At 68.6% G+C, this 14,368-nt stretch carries 14 protein-coding genes; 5 read left to right on the plus strand and 9 right to left on the minus strand.

Annotated elements, in window-relative coordinates:
• Positions 1 to 133 precede the first annotated feature (133 nt).
• Positions 134 to 886 (plus strand): SDR family NAD(P)-dependent oxidoreductase, encoded by a 753-nt coding sequence (locus AC2D10_RS10345; RefSeq protein WP_484707574.1) that lies wholly within the window; start codon positions 134 to 136, stop codon positions 884 to 886.
• 50 nt (positions 887 to 936) lie between these two features.
• Here AC2D10_RS10345 and hisD (AC2D10_RS10350) read toward each other — a convergent pair whose 3' ends face one another.
• Positions 937 to 2,253 carry a histidinol dehydrogenase gene (gene hisD, locus AC2D10_RS10350; protein WP_484707577.1) on the minus strand — a complete coding sequence of 439 codons (1,317 nt, stop codon included), beginning with the start codon at positions 2,251 to 2,253 and terminating at the stop codon, positions 937 to 939.
• 77 nt (positions 2,254 to 2,330) lie between these two features.
• On the opposite strand from hisD (AC2D10_RS10350), the gene AC2D10_RS10355 reads away from it, so the two are divergent.
• Positions 2,331 to 3,257: a LysR family transcriptional regulator gene (locus AC2D10_RS10355; RefSeq protein ID WP_484707579.1), complete on the plus strand. Its 927-nt coding sequence runs from the start codon at positions 2,331 to 2,333 to the stop codon at positions 3,255 to 3,257.
• A gap of 16 nt (positions 3,258 to 3,273) precedes the next feature.
• Here AC2D10_RS10355 and AC2D10_RS10360 read toward each other — a convergent pair whose 3' ends face one another.
• The 4 genes from AC2D10_RS10360 to AC2D10_RS10375 form a co-directional block, all read right to left on the minus strand.
• Positions 3,274 to 4,167, minus strand: coding sequence for a nitrilase-related carbon-nitrogen hydrolase (locus AC2D10_RS10360; protein WP_484707582.1), 894 nt, complete (start codon positions 4,165 to 4,167; stop codon positions 3,274 to 3,276).
• Positions 4,168 to 4,190: 23 nt separating this feature from the next.
• Positions 4,191 to 5,357, minus strand: a complete 1,167-nt coding sequence (locus tag AC2D10_RS10365; protein WP_484707584.1) for a cupin domain-containing protein — start codon at positions 5,355 to 5,357, stop codon at positions 4,191 to 4,193.
• Positions 5,358 to 5,400: 43 nt separating this feature from the next.
• Complete coding sequence (locus tag AC2D10_RS10370; protein ID WP_484707587.1) at positions 5,401 to 6,381, minus strand: nuclear transport factor 2 family protein; 981 nt, start codon at positions 6,379 to 6,381, stop codon at positions 5,401 to 5,403.
• Between the two features lie 136 nt (positions 6,382 to 6,517).
• Positions 6,518 to 7,519: a LacI family DNA-binding transcriptional regulator gene (locus AC2D10_RS10375; RefSeq protein ID WP_484707590.1), complete on the minus strand. Its 1,002-nt coding sequence runs from the start codon at positions 7,517 to 7,519 to the stop codon at positions 6,518 to 6,520.
• Positions 7,520 to 7,619: 100 nt separating this feature from the next.
• Between AC2D10_RS10375 and hisD (AC2D10_RS10380) the strand changes: the two genes are divergently transcribed.
• Genes hisD (AC2D10_RS10380) through AC2D10_RS10390 form a run of 3 tightly spaced genes read left to right on the plus strand, consistent with a single transcriptional unit; the run spans position 7,620 to position 10,488 of the window.
• A complete protein-coding gene (hisD, locus tag AC2D10_RS10380; RefSeq protein WP_484707595.1) occupies positions 7,620 to 8,957 on the plus strand; it encodes a histidinol dehydrogenase in 1,338 nt (445 codons plus the stop codon).
• Positions 8,954 to 9,712, plus strand: a complete 759-nt coding sequence (locus AC2D10_RS10385; protein WP_484707596.1) for an SDR family NAD(P)-dependent oxidoreductase — start codon at positions 8,954 to 8,956, stop codon at positions 9,710 to 9,712. The genes hisD (AC2D10_RS10380) and AC2D10_RS10385 overlap by 4 nt, the downstream gene beginning before the upstream one ends.
• Complete coding sequence (locus AC2D10_RS10390; RefSeq protein ID WP_484707597.1) at positions 9,712 to 10,488, plus strand: HpcH/HpaI aldolase family protein; 777 nt, start codon at positions 9,712 to 9,714, stop codon at positions 10,486 to 10,488. The genes AC2D10_RS10385 and AC2D10_RS10390 overlap by 1 nt, the downstream gene beginning before the upstream one ends.
• Here AC2D10_RS10390 and AC2D10_RS10395 read toward each other — a convergent pair.
• The 4 genes from AC2D10_RS10395 to AC2D10_RS10410 all read right to left on the minus strand — a co-directional run bounded on the left by AC2D10_RS10395 (position 10,485) and on the right by AC2D10_RS10410 (position 14,317).
• Positions 10,485 to 11,174: an alpha/beta fold hydrolase gene (locus AC2D10_RS10395; protein ID WP_484707598.1), complete on the minus strand. Its 690-nt coding sequence runs from the start codon at positions 11,172 to 11,174 to the stop codon at positions 10,485 to 10,487. The two genes, AC2D10_RS10390 and AC2D10_RS10395, sit on opposite strands and share 4 nt — an antisense overlap.
• Before the next feature lies 1 nt (position 11,175).
• Positions 11,176 to 12,069 (minus strand): carbohydrate ABC transporter permease, encoded by an 894-nt coding sequence (locus tag AC2D10_RS10400; protein WP_484707599.1) that lies wholly within the window; start codon positions 12,067 to 12,069, stop codon positions 11,176 to 11,178.
• The gene (locus AC2D10_RS10405; RefSeq protein ID WP_484707600.1) at positions 12,066 to 12,938 is read right to left on the minus strand and encodes a carbohydrate ABC transporter permease; all 873 of its coding nucleotides are present in this window, start codon (positions 12,936 to 12,938) and stop codon (positions 12,066 to 12,068) included. The genes AC2D10_RS10400 and AC2D10_RS10405 overlap by 4 nt, the downstream gene beginning before the upstream one ends.
• A 71-nt stretch (positions 12,939 to 13,009) precedes the next feature.
• Positions 13,010 to 14,317 carry an ABC transporter substrate-binding protein gene (locus tag AC2D10_RS10410; RefSeq protein ID WP_484707601.1) on the minus strand — a complete coding sequence of 436 codons (1,308 nt, stop codon included), beginning with the start codon at positions 14,315 to 14,317 and terminating at the stop codon, positions 13,010 to 13,012.
• Between the last annotated feature and the right edge of the window lie 51 nt (positions 14,318 to 14,368).

Genomic DNA, 14,368 nt, shown 5'->3' on the forward strand with positions numbered 1-14,368 from the left:
TGTGTGTCAAGAGGTGTTCGCGAACTCCATCCACATGAATCCATCCCCCACGATTCGGGCGTAGGCTGGAGAGAAGGACGGACCGTCCGGAAAGATCTTTCGGCCCCGTGCCCGCCCGGAAGTGGAGTCACCCGTGGCTCAGTACGACGTCTCGAACCGCTCGGCGATCGTGACGGGAGCAGGCAGCGGAATCGGTCGCTCGACCGCCCTCCTGCTCGCACAGAACGGCGCATCCGTCGTCGTCAACGACCTCAACGCCGACAACGCGCACGCGGTCGTCGACGAGATCCGCGCCGCAGGAGGCACCGCCGAGGCATCCGTCGGCGATGCGACCGACGTGGCCTGGATCGCGTCCTCTGTCGAACTCGCGAACACCCTCGCGCCGCTGCGTATCGGCGTCAACAACGCCGGCATCGGCGGAGCATCCGCCCCCACCGCCGAGTACGAGGACGACGCGTGGGACAAGGTCATCGCGATCAACCTCAACGCGGTCTTCCGCAACATGAAGGCGCAGATCCCGTCGATCCTCGCGAACGGCGGCGGATCCGTGGTGAACATCGCATCGATCCTCGGCAGCGTCGGCTTCGCGAACTCGCCCGCGTACGTCGCGGCCAAGCACGCGGTCGTCGGCATGACCAAGTCCGCCGCCCTCGAGTACTCGGCGCAGGGCGTGCGCGTGAACTCGGTGGGCCCCGGCTTCATCGACACCCCGCTGCTCGCGACGATGGATGCCGCGGCCCGCGACTTCCTCGTGAGCAAGCACCCGATCGGACGCCTGGGCCAGGCCGACGAGGTCGCCAACCTCATCGCGTTCCTTGCGAGCGACGCCGCGAGCTTCATCACCGGCAGTTACCACCTGGTTGACGGCGGCTACACGGCTCCCTGAGTCTCAGCATCCCCATTCCGGATCCGGAATGGGGATGCCGGCGCCGCGGACTACTCGAACGCAGCGAGACGCAGCGTCGCAGTGGCGCTGTGTGCGGCCATCCCCTCGGAGTCTGAGATGACCTGCACGGCGTTGGCCAGCTGCGGCGTCGCCTCGCGCGTGATGCGCTGATACGTGAGCGGCTTGAGGAAGCGCGACACCGAGAGCCCGGCGCTGTGCTTCGCGCCGCCGGCGGTGGGCAGCACGTGGTTGGTGCCGGCCATGCCCTTGTCGGAGTACGCGACCGTGCTCCAGGGTCCGAGGAAGATCGAGCCGTAGTTGCGAAGCGTCTCGTGGTACCAGGCGTCGTCGGCGGTGATGAGTTCGAGGTGCTCGGGCGCCAGGTCGTCCATGAGCGCCGCGGCGGTCTCGCGGTCCTTCGCAACGGTGACCATGCCGTAGTCGCGCCATGCGGCCCCGGCGATCTCGGCCGTGGCGAGCGTCTCGAGCTGCCGGTCGATCGCGGCGATCACCGCGCGTCCGTGCTCCTCTGACGTCGTGACGAGGGCGGCCGGGGAGTTGGGTCCGTGCTCGGCCTGACCGAGCAGGTCGGCGGCGACGATCTCGGGGTCGGCGGTCTCGTCTGAGATCACGGCGACCTCACTGGGGCCGGCGAGCAGGTCGATCGTGACCGTGCCGAACAGCTGACGCTTGGCCTCGGCGACGAACGCGTTGCCCGCACCGACGAGCATGTCGACGGGGAGGTCGCCGAGCAGTCCGTATGCCATCGCGGCGAGCGCCTGCACGCCGCCGATCACGAACACGCGGTCGACACCCGAGAGGTGCGCGGCGTAGACGACGGCGTCATTGGCCGCACCGTCGGGCTGCGGCGGGGTGCACGCGATCACGGTCGGGACCCCGGCGGCCTTCGCGACGCCGACCGTCATGAAGGCGCTCGCGGTGAGCGGGAAGCGCCCGGCGGGAAGGTACGCGCCGACGCGGGCGACGGGGATGTACTTCGCCCCCGTCACGATGCCGGGAACCAGCTCGGTCTCGAAGTCGGTCAGGTGCTCCCGCGACACCCGGGCGAACGCCTGCGTGCGCTCGGCGCCGAGTTCGATCGCGGCACGGAGGTCGGGAGCGAGGCGATCGCCGCTCGACGCGATCTGCTCGGCCGTGAGCTCGATGTCGGTGCCCTGGTAGTTGTCGAGCTTTCGCGCGTAGTCGAGCACGGCGTCCATGCCGCGCTCGCGGATGTCGGCGAGCATCCGGGTCACGGTCTCGATGACGGCGGGGTCGCGCTGGGCGGCCGGCGCGTCGATCAGCGGGGTCTTGAGGTGGTGGAAGGCGCCCTCGTGCTGGGCGAGGACTGCGGAGGAGTAGAGCATGCACGACAGGCTAGGTCGCGGCCAGCCATGCGACAAGCCATATCATCCGAGGCGAAGCATCGGGTTTACCATTGGCTGTGACCATCACCCAGCTGACCGCGTTCCTGGCCGCTCTCGAGCACGGCTCCTTCACCGCCGCGGCCACGCATCTGGCCATGACCCAGGCCTCGGTGTCTGAACTCGTCGCCCGCCTCGAGCGCGAACTCGGCGTCACCCTGTTCACCCGCGGCAGCCGTCGCCTCGTGCCCACCGCCGCCGCGCTGGAGTTGCGCCCCCACGCGACCCAGGCCGTCAGCGCGGTGCAGAACGGCATCGACACGATCCAGGCGCTGACCTCGCTCGACCGCGGCACGTGCACCTTCGGGGTGCTGCGCAACGCCGCGTACTACGCCCTCGCGGATCTCGCCGAGACGTTCCACCACCGGCATCCGAACGTGCGCCTGCGGCTGGTCGGCATCAACTCGGCGCACGTCGCCCGGTCGATCGCGAGCGGCGAGCTCGAGGCGGGACTGGTCGTGCTGCCGATCGACGAGGACGGCCTCGAGGTGCGCCCGCTCTTCCGCGACGAGGTGCTGTACGCCTCGGCCACTCGGGCCGCCGACGCGGGGTCGGTCACCATCGACGAGGCCGCCGCGGCGAAGCTCGTGCTCTACGACGCGTTCGCCGGGTGGGACGACCCCACGCGGCGTCAACTGCTCGAGCGCGCCCGACTGCAGGGGCTGACCATCGAGCCGGCGGTCGAGGTCGAGCACGTCGAGACCGCGCTCAGCCTGGTCGCGGCGGGCACGGCCGACACGATCGTGTCGCGGTCGATCGCCGAGTCCGAGGGGTTCGCCCCCGGCATCCGCACCTTCGCCTTCGCCGAGCCGATGCACGACACGATCGCCCTGGTGCAGCGCGAGGGGATGCTGCTCTCGCCCGCGACCCAGCGGCTCGCCGAACTGGCAGAGCGGATGCTGCGCGAACGCCTGCCCGAACACCAGGGCCGCACCGCGCTCGGCTGACCCCGGCTCGGCGGGGTCAGTACAGGTCGGCGCGGCGGTCGTCGAAGAGGTGGTTGTGCGGCGGCAGCGACTTCTCGCGCACGGCGGTGAGCGACAGCACGGCGGTCGCCCCCATCACGGCGCGGAACGCGACGATCCAGCCCTGCTCGTCGATGATGGCCGTGCCGTCGGTCCAGTCGACCCCGCGCTCGGAGCCCCAGCGGTCGGCGATCACCACCGGCAGCCGTGACGAGCGTGCCGCAGCCATGGCCTGGATCAACTCGGGTGCATGCTCGCCCTCGGGCCTGGGCACGAGCGGCCAGTTCACCGGCAGCGCCAGGATGTCGGCGCCGGCGAGCGCGAGGCGACGCGGCACTTCGGGGAACTCGTTGTCGTAGCAGAGCGCGACCCCGAGCCGTCCGAAAGGTGCGTCGACGACGAGCCCGGCCTCGGACCCGCGGTCGAAGAGCAGCGTTTCGGCACCCCACAGGTGCGCCTTGCGATAGTCGGCCAGGCGCGCATCGCGCGTGAGCACGGCGGCCGTGTTGAAGAGTGAATCCCCCGCGCTCTCCGCGTAGCCGACGACCACGACAGCATCCGTCGGGATGAGCTCCTGCACCGTCGCCCAGCGCGGGTCACTCGCGTCGAGAGCGGCAGCCCACGCCTCGGCGCGATCGGTGAAGACGTACCCGCTGGTCGCGAGCTCGGGCAGCACGATCAGCTGCGCACCGCGGCGGGCGGCGGCCGAGACGGCGTCGCGAATGCGGGCGAGGTTGCCGTCGACGTCGCCGAGCACGATCTCGGGAGAGAGGGCGATGGCGCGGATCTCCGCGGCCGGCACATCCGGCGAAACAGCCGGAGACGCCGCGGCAGCAGACACGCGGGAGCGCGAGGGGCCGGACGCCCCTCGCGCTCCTGTGTACTCGTTCATCGGTGGTCAGTCGTCCGCGGTGGTCAGTCGTCCTCGGTGGCGGTGACCATCACGCCGAGCGGCGCCAGGTATCCGTTGGGGTCGATCGTCCAGTCCGCGGCGGCGGCGGCCTCGACGACCTCCGGGGCCCACTCGAGGTAGACGCGGTCGTCGCCCGCGTTGATCACGAGCACCGTGCCGGAGCCGGTCTCGTCACCCTCGACGCAGGTGTACGAGCGCCAGGCGCCCTCGGGTACCGAGAAGGCATCGCCGGGGCCCAGGTTCACGGTCGTCGACGGGTCGCCGTTGAGGGTGACCTCCCAGCGGCCGGTCTTGAACAGCAGGGCCTGGGTCTTGTCGTGGCGGTGACGCAGCACGCCCTGACCGGGCTCGGCCTTCACCCACGCGAGGTTGAAGGAGTGGGGCTCGTGCACGTTGGGCACCTGGCGGCGGTTCTCCGACATGCCGTAGCCGATCGCGGTGGCGAGTTCGACGCGGCCGCCCTCGACCGCGGCGCACAGCAGCGCCGCAGCAGAGTACTTGCGGTCGCCCGGCTGGATCACGCGCGAGCGCATGTCCTCGACCGTGAATGTCGTGAGCTCGTCGATGTAGTGCTGCTTCATCGGGGTGATGAGCGCGACGTCGTCGGGGAGCACATCGCCGGCGACCGTGTCGATCAGACGGTTGTCTGCCGTGAGGTGGAGTCCGTACGACTCGGCCTCGCGGAGAACCGAGGGGCCCCAGATGATGCCGCCGTTGTCGTCACGACCGAGCACCGTGTACAGGATGCCCTCGTCGGGACCCTCGTTGGTGAATCCGCGGAAGATCCAGGTGGGGATCGTCACGATGTCGCCGTCGTGGCTGATGTACTCGCCCTGCTTGCCGTCGACGCCCCAGCGCAGCCGGAACTCGCCGCCCAGGTTGATGAACACCTCGGCCGTGAAGTGCAGGTGCAGGTTGTTCGAGATGCCGTTGGGCATGCCCGCGGCACCCGTGTTGAACCCGTGGTTCTCTTCGAGGTTCACGTACTGGTTCGCGTTCTGCGAGACTCCGGCGCCGATGAAGGCGTAGTTCTCCTTGCGGTCCGACCCCGGGGTGCGGCAGTCGATGAAGGCCGAGTTGCAGGGGACCCAGTCCGTCTTCCGGATGGTCCGTCGCTCGATCTCGGTGCTGTCGACGGTGACTTCCCTGTCGACGATGACGTCGGTCATTTCTTCTTCTCCCTGTTTCTGAAAACGTGTCGATCAGTGCTGATCAGTAGATGTTGGTGGGGCCGACCGGCTCGTCGCCGCGCATGCCGGCGATCTGGGCCCGGAGGGCGATGTCGTCCCACAGCCGCACCTCTTTGACGAGGGCGCCGTTGTGGAACGTGAACTGCGAGATGCCGAGCACGTCGACCGGCTTGCCGGTGAGGGGCCCGTAATTGGCCTTGCCGTTGTAGGCGCCGGTGAACTTCCACGTCACGGCGACGCGAAGGCCCGCGTAGCGCACGTCGTAGTTGGTCTGGATGTCGCGGATCTCGAACTGCCCGCCCGGGAAGGCCTCGAGGAAGTGCAGCAGCGCGCGGCGGTAGCCCTCGGGCCGGATGACGATCTTGTTGCCGACGGTCTGCAGCACGAGGTCGCGGTGGAAGAACTTCTCGACCTTCTGCAGGTCGCGATCGTTCCAGACCGTCTGGATCATGTCGATGACGGTCTCGACCTCGGAGCGGTGGTCGTCGGGCCGGACGCCCGAGTCACCCCGGGCGATGGGGTCGGCCGGGGCCGGCTCGGTCCACGAACCCGTGTAACCGCGGAAGGCCTGCGCCCGAGCGAGCTCGTCGACGTCAGCCCCGTTCTCCAGTGCACCGGCGAGCGAGTCGCGCACGACCCACTCCTCGACCATGCGACCCCGGCGGTACAGGCAGTTGGCGATGGTGAAGCTGTGGGCCGAGGTCTGCAGGTGCCCCGACATCACCAGGTGCGAGCTGAGGAACGCGTCGTCGCCGCGGGCCTCCCAGATCACGTCGGCGGCCTGGCCGGTGCGGTCGGGCGTCGCCGAGATGCGCATGAGCGTGCCCTCGATGACCTCGTCGCGGTTCGTGGAGGTGCCGTAGGCCCCGTGCACGATCGAGTCGGGCTCGTAGTTCTCGCGGATGTAGTGGATCGATCGATCGACCCAGATCAGGTCGGTGACTTCACGGATGAAGTCGTCGGGGTCGGTGTACGGCAGGTAGGCGACCGGGTCGAGAGACACGCTTTTCACTCCTTCGAGATGCGAGCCCGCGGTTCATCCGTGATCACGGGCTTCGTTTTCGCCAGTGTATGCGTATGCACAGAGCAATGCAAGAGTCGTCCCAGCGCACACGGTGTCATCATGGCGGCGGAGCGGGTCAGACCGCGCGCGCGAGGGCGAGGGTGCGCCGGGGCACGAACACCGACTCGAAGCGGGAGTTCTCGCGCGCGGCATCCGGATCCTCGATGCGGCGCACGATCAGGTCGGCCGCCGCCCGCGCCATTCCGGCGATGTCGTAGCCGACGGTCGCGAGGTCGATGATCGGCCAGGCTGCCTCGGGCAGATCGTCGAACCCGATGATCGAGAGATCGTCGGGCACGCGCAAACCGGCCCGGTGGGCGGCGTTGAGCGCGCCGTAGGCCACCACGTCGTTGCCGCAGAACAACAGCGTCGGACGGTCGTCGGCGGCGAGGATCTCGGATGCCGCGGCCTCACCCTCGACGGCGCCGTAGGGCACGCGGCGGGTGTCGCTCTCGGCGAGCGCGAGGCCGTGCGCGACGAGCGCCTCGCGCAGCGCCGTCTCGCGGCTCTGCGCCGTGCTGGTGTTGCTGGGTCCGAGCACCGCTCCGACGCGACGGTGCCCGAGTTCGACAGCGCGGCGGACGGCCTCGCGGTACCCCGGAACCGGATCGACGACGGTGGCATCCGCATCGACCAGCGAGCCGGTGCGGTTGAAGTACACGAACGGCAGACCGCGGTCCTTGAGGCGCAGCGGCGCGACCGAGTCGACGGTGGTGGTGGCGAGGATGACCCCGTCGAGGCCGTTCGCCAGCAGACGTTCGACGATCGTGCCGTTGTCGGCCGACTCGGTGTGCAGCATGAGCTGGTAGCCGAGCGCCTCGAGTTCACGATGCACCGGAGCGATGATGTGCGAGTAGAACTGGTTGTCGAGATCGGTGAGCAGCAGACCGATGCGCCGCGTACGTCCCGACGACAGTGCCCGGCCGGCCTCGCTGGGCACGTAGCCGAGCAGTTGAGCCGCCTCGCGCACGCGCACCTTGGTCGCATCCGAGACACGCGCATCGTCGCGCAGCGCGCGCGACACGGTCGGTTGAGAGACACCCGCCAAGCGGGCCACATCACGACTCGTGACGACCATCTGACGCCTCCCCCTCGATTCGACGAATTCTACTGCTCTTGACGCCGGAATGCATACGCGGTCATAATCAGCACATACGTATGCAACGAAAGGACGGGCCATGCCCTTGCACCTGAAGACCGCGCCGACGAAGACGTTCGCGGACACCGCTCAGCAGGACGTCGCGGAGCGCGTGCGGTCGATCATCGGCGACATCCGCGAGAACGGCGACGCCGCCGTGCGCCAGTACGCCGAGAAGTTCGACAACTGGAGCCGCGATTCGTACCGGCTCTCTGACGCCGAGGTCGACGAGATCATCGGGACGCTCCCCGCCCAGGTGATCACCGACATCGAGTTCGTGCAGTCGCAGGTGCGCCGGTTCGCCCAGGCGCAGCGCGACTCGCTGGTCGACATCGAGGTCGAGACGCTGCCTGGGGTCTTCCTCGGGCAGAAGCACGTGCCGGTGCAGGCGGCCGGCGCCTACATCCCCGGCGGCAAGTACCCGCTCACGGCATCCGCGCACATGACGATCATCACCGCCAAGGTCGCCGGCGTCGAGCGCGTCGTCGCATGCACCCCGCCCATCCGCGGCGAGATCCCCGCCGCGACCGTCGCCGCCATGAAGATGGCCGGTGCCGACGAGATCTACATCCTCGGCGGTGTGCAGGCCGTGGCCGCGATGGCCGTCGGCACCGACACCATCAAGCCCGTCAACATGATCGCCGGACCCGGCAACGCCTACGTGGCCGAGGCGAAGCGCCAGCTCTTCGGCGAGGTCGGCATCGACCTGTTCGCCGGTCCCACCGAGATCCTGATCGTCGCCGACGAGCACGCCGACCCGTTCTTCACGGCCGTCGATCTGCTGTCGCAGGCCGAGCACGGACCCGACTCCCCCGCCGTGCTGGTCACCACCTCGCAGAAGCTCGCCGAGGAGGTCATGGACTGGATCGAGAAGATCCTCCCCGGCATGCCCACGCGCGATTACGCCGGCCCCGCCTGGCGCGACTGGGGCCAGGTCATCGTCGCCGACGACCTCGACGAGGCGTACCGGATCGCCGATGCCTTCGCGTTCGAGCACGTGCAGATCTTCACGCAGAACCCGCGCGAGGCGCTCACGAAGATGCACGACTACGGCGCCCTGTTCCTCGGCGAGAACACGTGCGTCTCGTACGGCGACAAGGTGATCGGCACCAACCACGTGCTTCCCACGCTCGGCGCCGCCCGCTACACCGGCGGTCTCTGGGTGGGCAAGTACCTGCGCACCGTCACCTACCAGGAGGTGCAGAACACCGAGTCGTCAGCCGAGCTCGGCGCCGTCTGCGGTCGCGCTGCCCGCGTAGAGCTGTTCGAGGGGCACGCCCGCTCGGGCGATGCACGCGCCTGGCGCCACGCCGGCACGGAGTTCGACTGGATCCAGGAGAGCCACGCCGCGGTCGGTTCGGGCGCGGACGCACGATGACCGACCTCGCCGGTCGGCATGCCGTGATCACCGGCGGCGGCAGCGGACTCGGGGCGGCCATCGCCCGGGCGCTGCACGCCGCCGGTGCCGACGTGATCGTGGTCGGGCGCGATGAGCAGAAGCTCGCCGGGGTCGTCGCCGAGCTCGGCTCGCGGGCACGGGCGGTCGCGTGCGACGTGTCGGACGCGGCATCCGTCGACGCCCTGCGGACAGCGCTCGACGACACCGAGGTCTCGATCCTGGTGAACAACGCCGGCATCCCCGGCCCCGTCGCGGCGCTGACCGACATCGGCGTGGAGGACTGGGACGAGGTGTTCGCGGTGAACGTGCGCGGCACGTTCCTGCTCTGCAGGGCGCTGCTGCCGGGCATGGTCGCGCGCGGCGACGGCGACGTGATCAACGTCGCCTCGGTCTCGGGCAAGCGTCCGCTCGCGCATCGCACCCCGTACGCGGCGTCGAAGATGGCCGTCATCGGGCTCACCTCGACGCTCGCGTTCGAGGTGGGACCGGCGGGCGTGCGGGTGAACTCGCTCTCTCCCGGACCCGTGCAGGGGCCGCGCATGGAGCGGAACTTCCGGCTCGAGGCCGAGAGATCGGGCACCACGGCGGATGACGCGGAGCAGGCCTTCGTGTCGCGCGCAGCTTTGGGACGCATGGTGACCGAGGCCGAAGTGGGTTCGGCCGTGCTCGCGATGCTGGCGATGCCCGGCATGTGCGGTGCCGACGTCGATCTGTCGGCCGGGATGGTGGCGTGATGGGTTCGCAGGCTTCGCCGGGTTCGCGGGGTTCGCTGCGGCAGCGCGCGCTCGCGGGCGAGAAGCTGATCGGTGCGCTGCTGCGGATGCCGTCGGAGGAGCTCGTCGAGATGCTGGCCGTCGCGGAGTTCGACTTCGTGCTGATCGACTGCGAGCACGGCCCGGCCGACGTCATCGCGCTGCGCCAGCACATCGCGGTCGCCGCAGTGCACGGGGTGCCGGCGATCGTGCGGGTCGGCGAGGGCGATCGCGGACAGATCCTGCGCGTGCTGGATCAGGGCGCGGAGGGCATCCTCGCCCCGCACCTCGACACGGCGGACGACGCGGCGGCCCTCGTCGACGCGTCGCTGTACCCGCCGGCGGGCTCCCGCGGATTCGCCACCTACAGCCGCGCGGGCCGCTTCGGCGAGGACGCCCCCGGAGCGCACCGCGACCGGATGCTCGAGGACACACTCGTGCTCGGCATGATCGAGTCGCCGCGGGGCGTCACGAACGCCGCCGCGATCATCGCCACCCCGCGGCTCGACGGCATCATGGTCGGCCCGGCCGACCTCGCCGCGAGCTCGGGAGCGGATGACACACCGGTGCCCGAGGCGATCGCCGCCGTGCATGCGGCTCTCGCCGAGGCGGGGTCGCTGCGCATGGACATCGTCGGCACGCGCGCGGCCGCCGATGCCGCGTTCGCCGCGGGCGCTGACCTCGTGGTCTACAACCTCGCGTCGTCGCTCATGCGGCATCTGCGCGAGCTCGCGGGGTCTGCGAACTCCGCAGGCTAGGACCCGGCGACCCCGGCAGCCCACGACCGCACCAGCGCTCCGAAGGCGTCCGGGCGCTCGAGCGGCAGCAGGTGCCCCGCGTCGAGCGTCACGAGTCGGGCATCGGGCAGCTGCGTCACGATCTCGGTGTGGAAGTGCGGCGGACAGATCACGTCGTCCAGCCCCGACACCACCAGCGTGGGCGTCGACACCACCGGAAGCCGCGCAAGCAGATCACGCCGACTGAGCTGCAGGTGCAATTGCGCCCGCAGCCGCGTCGCGCCCGTGGCATCGCCCATCGCGAGCGTGCGCTCGACCAGGTCCGGCCGATCCCGTACGACGTCGGGTCCGAGCAGCGCCGGCATGATGCTCGACTGCAGCTCGCGCGGCTCAGCCCCCCGGTCGAGCCGCGCGAGCCAGTCCCGCCAGCCGTCGCGCTGTGCCTCGGCCGGCGCCTTCGCGTTGGTCGACACCAGGCACAGCCCGACGAGACGTTCGGGCGCGGCGACGGCGAGCGCCATCGCCACGATCGCCCCGAGCGAATGCCCGACGAGCACGAAGCGCTCCGGCAGCTCCGCGCCCAGGGCGGCAACCTGCGCGTCGATGTCGTCGTGGTCGAGCGTGGGGCGGATGACGGGGTCGAGCCCGGCATCCGCCCACAGGTCGTGCGTGCAGTTCATGCCGGCGAGCAGCACCAGCGGTGGCATGTCAGCCCTTCACGGCACCGTCTGCGAGTCCGGCGACAAGGTATTTCTGCGCGACGAACGCGATCACGAACACCGGGATGGTGAGCAGCATCGACGCGGCTCCCGCCTGTTGCAGCATCGGCAGGGTCTGCCCGAGCTGGGTGGCGATGAACACCGGCACGGTCTTCGACGAGGTGTCGGTGAGCACGAGCGCGGTCAGGTACTCCTGGAACGCGAACAGGAACACGAAGATGCCGGCGGTGAGGATGCCGGGACCCATCAGCGGGATCATGACGCGGCGCAGCATCCCGATCCTCGTGCAGCCGTCGATCATCGCGGCCTCGTCGAGCTCTTTGGGGATCTCGGCGAAGAAGTTGCGCAGCAGCCAGATCGTGAACGGCTGATTGATCGCGACCAGGGCGATCGCCAGCGCGAACGTGGTGTCGTAGATGCCCAGCGCCCGACTGATGTCGTACATCGGCAGCACCACGGCGAAGCGGGGCAGCGCACGGAAGATCAGCGCGACCACGAGCAGCAGGGCCGAGACGTAGCTCGGGAACCGCGACAGTGCGTACGCGGCCGGGATGCCGATGATCAGCGCGAGCGTGGTCGAGACCACGGCGACGACGAGGGTGTTGACCAGGTAGTCGGCGAAGTAGGTCGTCTGCCAGAGATCGACGAACGCCTGCAGTGTCGGCTGGTAGTCCCAGAGCACCGGCGGGTTCGAGAAGGCGACGTCGGTCGGCTTGGTGACCGACAGCGTCATCCAGATGAACGGGCTCAGCATGACGATGCAGAGGATGCCGAGCAGCAGACCGGTGATGACCGGAGGACGACGCATGCCGGTGCGACGACGCTTGGGTCCGCCGCCGGTGACGATGGCCCTCGTCGAGAGTTCTGCGGAGGTGAGACTCATCGTTCGGCCTTCGCTTCCTTGAAGATGCCCCGGATGAACGGGATCAGCATGATGAGGATCAGGAGGATGGTGAGGACGTTGATCGCACTGCCCAGACCGAGGTTCTCGGCGCCGTCGGCGAACGCCACCGAGTAGACGTAGAGCATGATCGACTCGTTCCCGATGTTCTGCGCCTGTGGCGACAGCGGGATGAGGTTGTCGAACATGCGCAGGACATCCATGATCGTGATCAGCGTCACGAATCCGAGCACGCCACGGATCGTCGGGATGATCACGTTGATGTGCGTTTGGAAGCCGTTGGCACCATCGATCTTGGCGGCCTCCTTCAGCTCGTTCGGCACACCCTGGAGTCCGGCGAGGATGATGAGCATCGCGAACGGCAGCATGTGCCACACGGTGTTCGCGATCACGAGGATCGCGTTGGGCACCTGGTCGGTGAACCAGAGCACCTGTGATCCGCCGAAGAACCCGATCAGGCGGTTCACGACCCCGCCGAAGTTGTCGTCGAAGAGCCACGAGAAGGCGACGGCGCCGACGAGGTTCGGCAGCACGTACGAGACGAGCATGATGCCGAGCACGAGGGGCCGCGACGTGGTGATGCGGTTGATGCCGGTGGCGATGATGTACCCGAACACCAGCAGGATGACCGTGGTGACCACGGTGACGGCGATCGTGAAGAGGACCGCCTTGTGGAACCGGGGGTCCGTCAGAGCGTCGCGGAAGTTCTCCAACCCGACGAAGGTGCCGGGCGAGCCGTACCGAACCTGTTCGAAGCTCCACTGCACCGTGCGCACCAGCGGGAGCACGAGGAGTGCACCCATCACCAGCAGGCTCGGGAAGAAGAGCAGCCAGAATTCGCGTGCCTTCATTTGCGTCCTCCCTTGGACGGACTGTGGCCTGAACTCGCGCTCAGGCCACAGTCATGGACGGTCGGGGGTGGTCAGCCGGCGATCTTCTCGCCTGCGGCCTGCATCTGGGCGAGTCCGTCGTCGACCGGGATCTGTCCGTTGAGGACCGAGACCAGGATCGGTCGGATCTCGTTGGTGATGTCGGCGATGATCGGCGACACGATCGGCGGCATGGCGCTGGCGATCGAATCGTTGGCGGCAGAACCGTAGGGAGAGTTCTCGTCGGTGACCATTCCCTCACGCGCCGGGTAGGCGGCGGGGACGGAGGCCTTCGATGCGTCCTCACTGACAGCGGACGCCATCATGACGAACAGCATGTCGTGGTCGAGCCTGGTGTTGAAGGGGATGGACCAGCCGTCGATCGACAGGCGGTTGTAGGAGTACTCCGCGTCGGCGGTCACCTTCGGAGCGGGCGCGAAGCCGAAGTTCTCGAACAGCTTCGAGTTGGTCTCGAGCGTCAGGTCGAACATGCGGCCCGAGAACATGATCGACATGGCCGCGGTGCCGTTGAACATCTGCTGCTGCACCTTGGGCTGGTCGAAGGTGGTGACCTGCGGGTCCATGTAGGGCTTGAGCGCGAGCATCGCCTCGACGGCCTGCTTGGCCTCGGGGGTGTCGAGCGTCACCTCGCCGTCGGCGGAGACGAAGTCGGCACCGAGCGAGTTCATCGCTCCCTGGAATCCGGTGGAGACGTCGGCGGTGGCGAGCCACGGCAGCGCGATCGGGTACTCCATGAGGCCGGCGGCCTTGATGGCGTCGGCCGCGGTGATCATCTCGTCGAAGGTGGTCGGGACCTCGAGGCCGAGGTCCTCGAAGACGTCGGTGCGGTAGGCCATCACGAACATCTGGGCCTGCATGGGGATGGCGTAGATGTCGCCGTCGTACGACATGCCCTCGACCATCGACTCGCTGATGTCGCCGAGGCCGTAGTCGTCGGCGTACTTGTCCCAGAGGTCGTTCAGCGGAACGAGCTTCTCTTCCTCGCCGAAGCCCGGGATGACGAATCCGTAGGTCTCGATGATGTCGTAGGTGCCGGTCTCGCCGGCGAGCGTGGCCGTGGTCTTGGTGACCTGGCCGCCGAAGTCGATCGGGTCGTGCTTCAGCGTGACGCCGTCCTTCGAGCAGCTCGACACCATCGTGTCGGTGAAGGGGTCGATCGCGGAGGAGTTGTAGGCGAGGACGTTGACCGTCGTGTCGCCTTCAGGAGCCGTGTAGTCACACGACACCGTCGTCGAGTTTTCGTTGTCGGTGCGGGAGCCCGCACCACAGCTGGTGAGGGCGACGATGCCCACGGCTACGAGTGCGAGAGCCGGCAGTGCCCGATGCTTAGAGTGTCCCATGACGCTGATGGTATACGTATGCAGTCGACTTAGGGAAGCCTATGTTCCCGG

Source organism: Microbacterium sp. PI-SA-G, assembly GCF_057215335.1.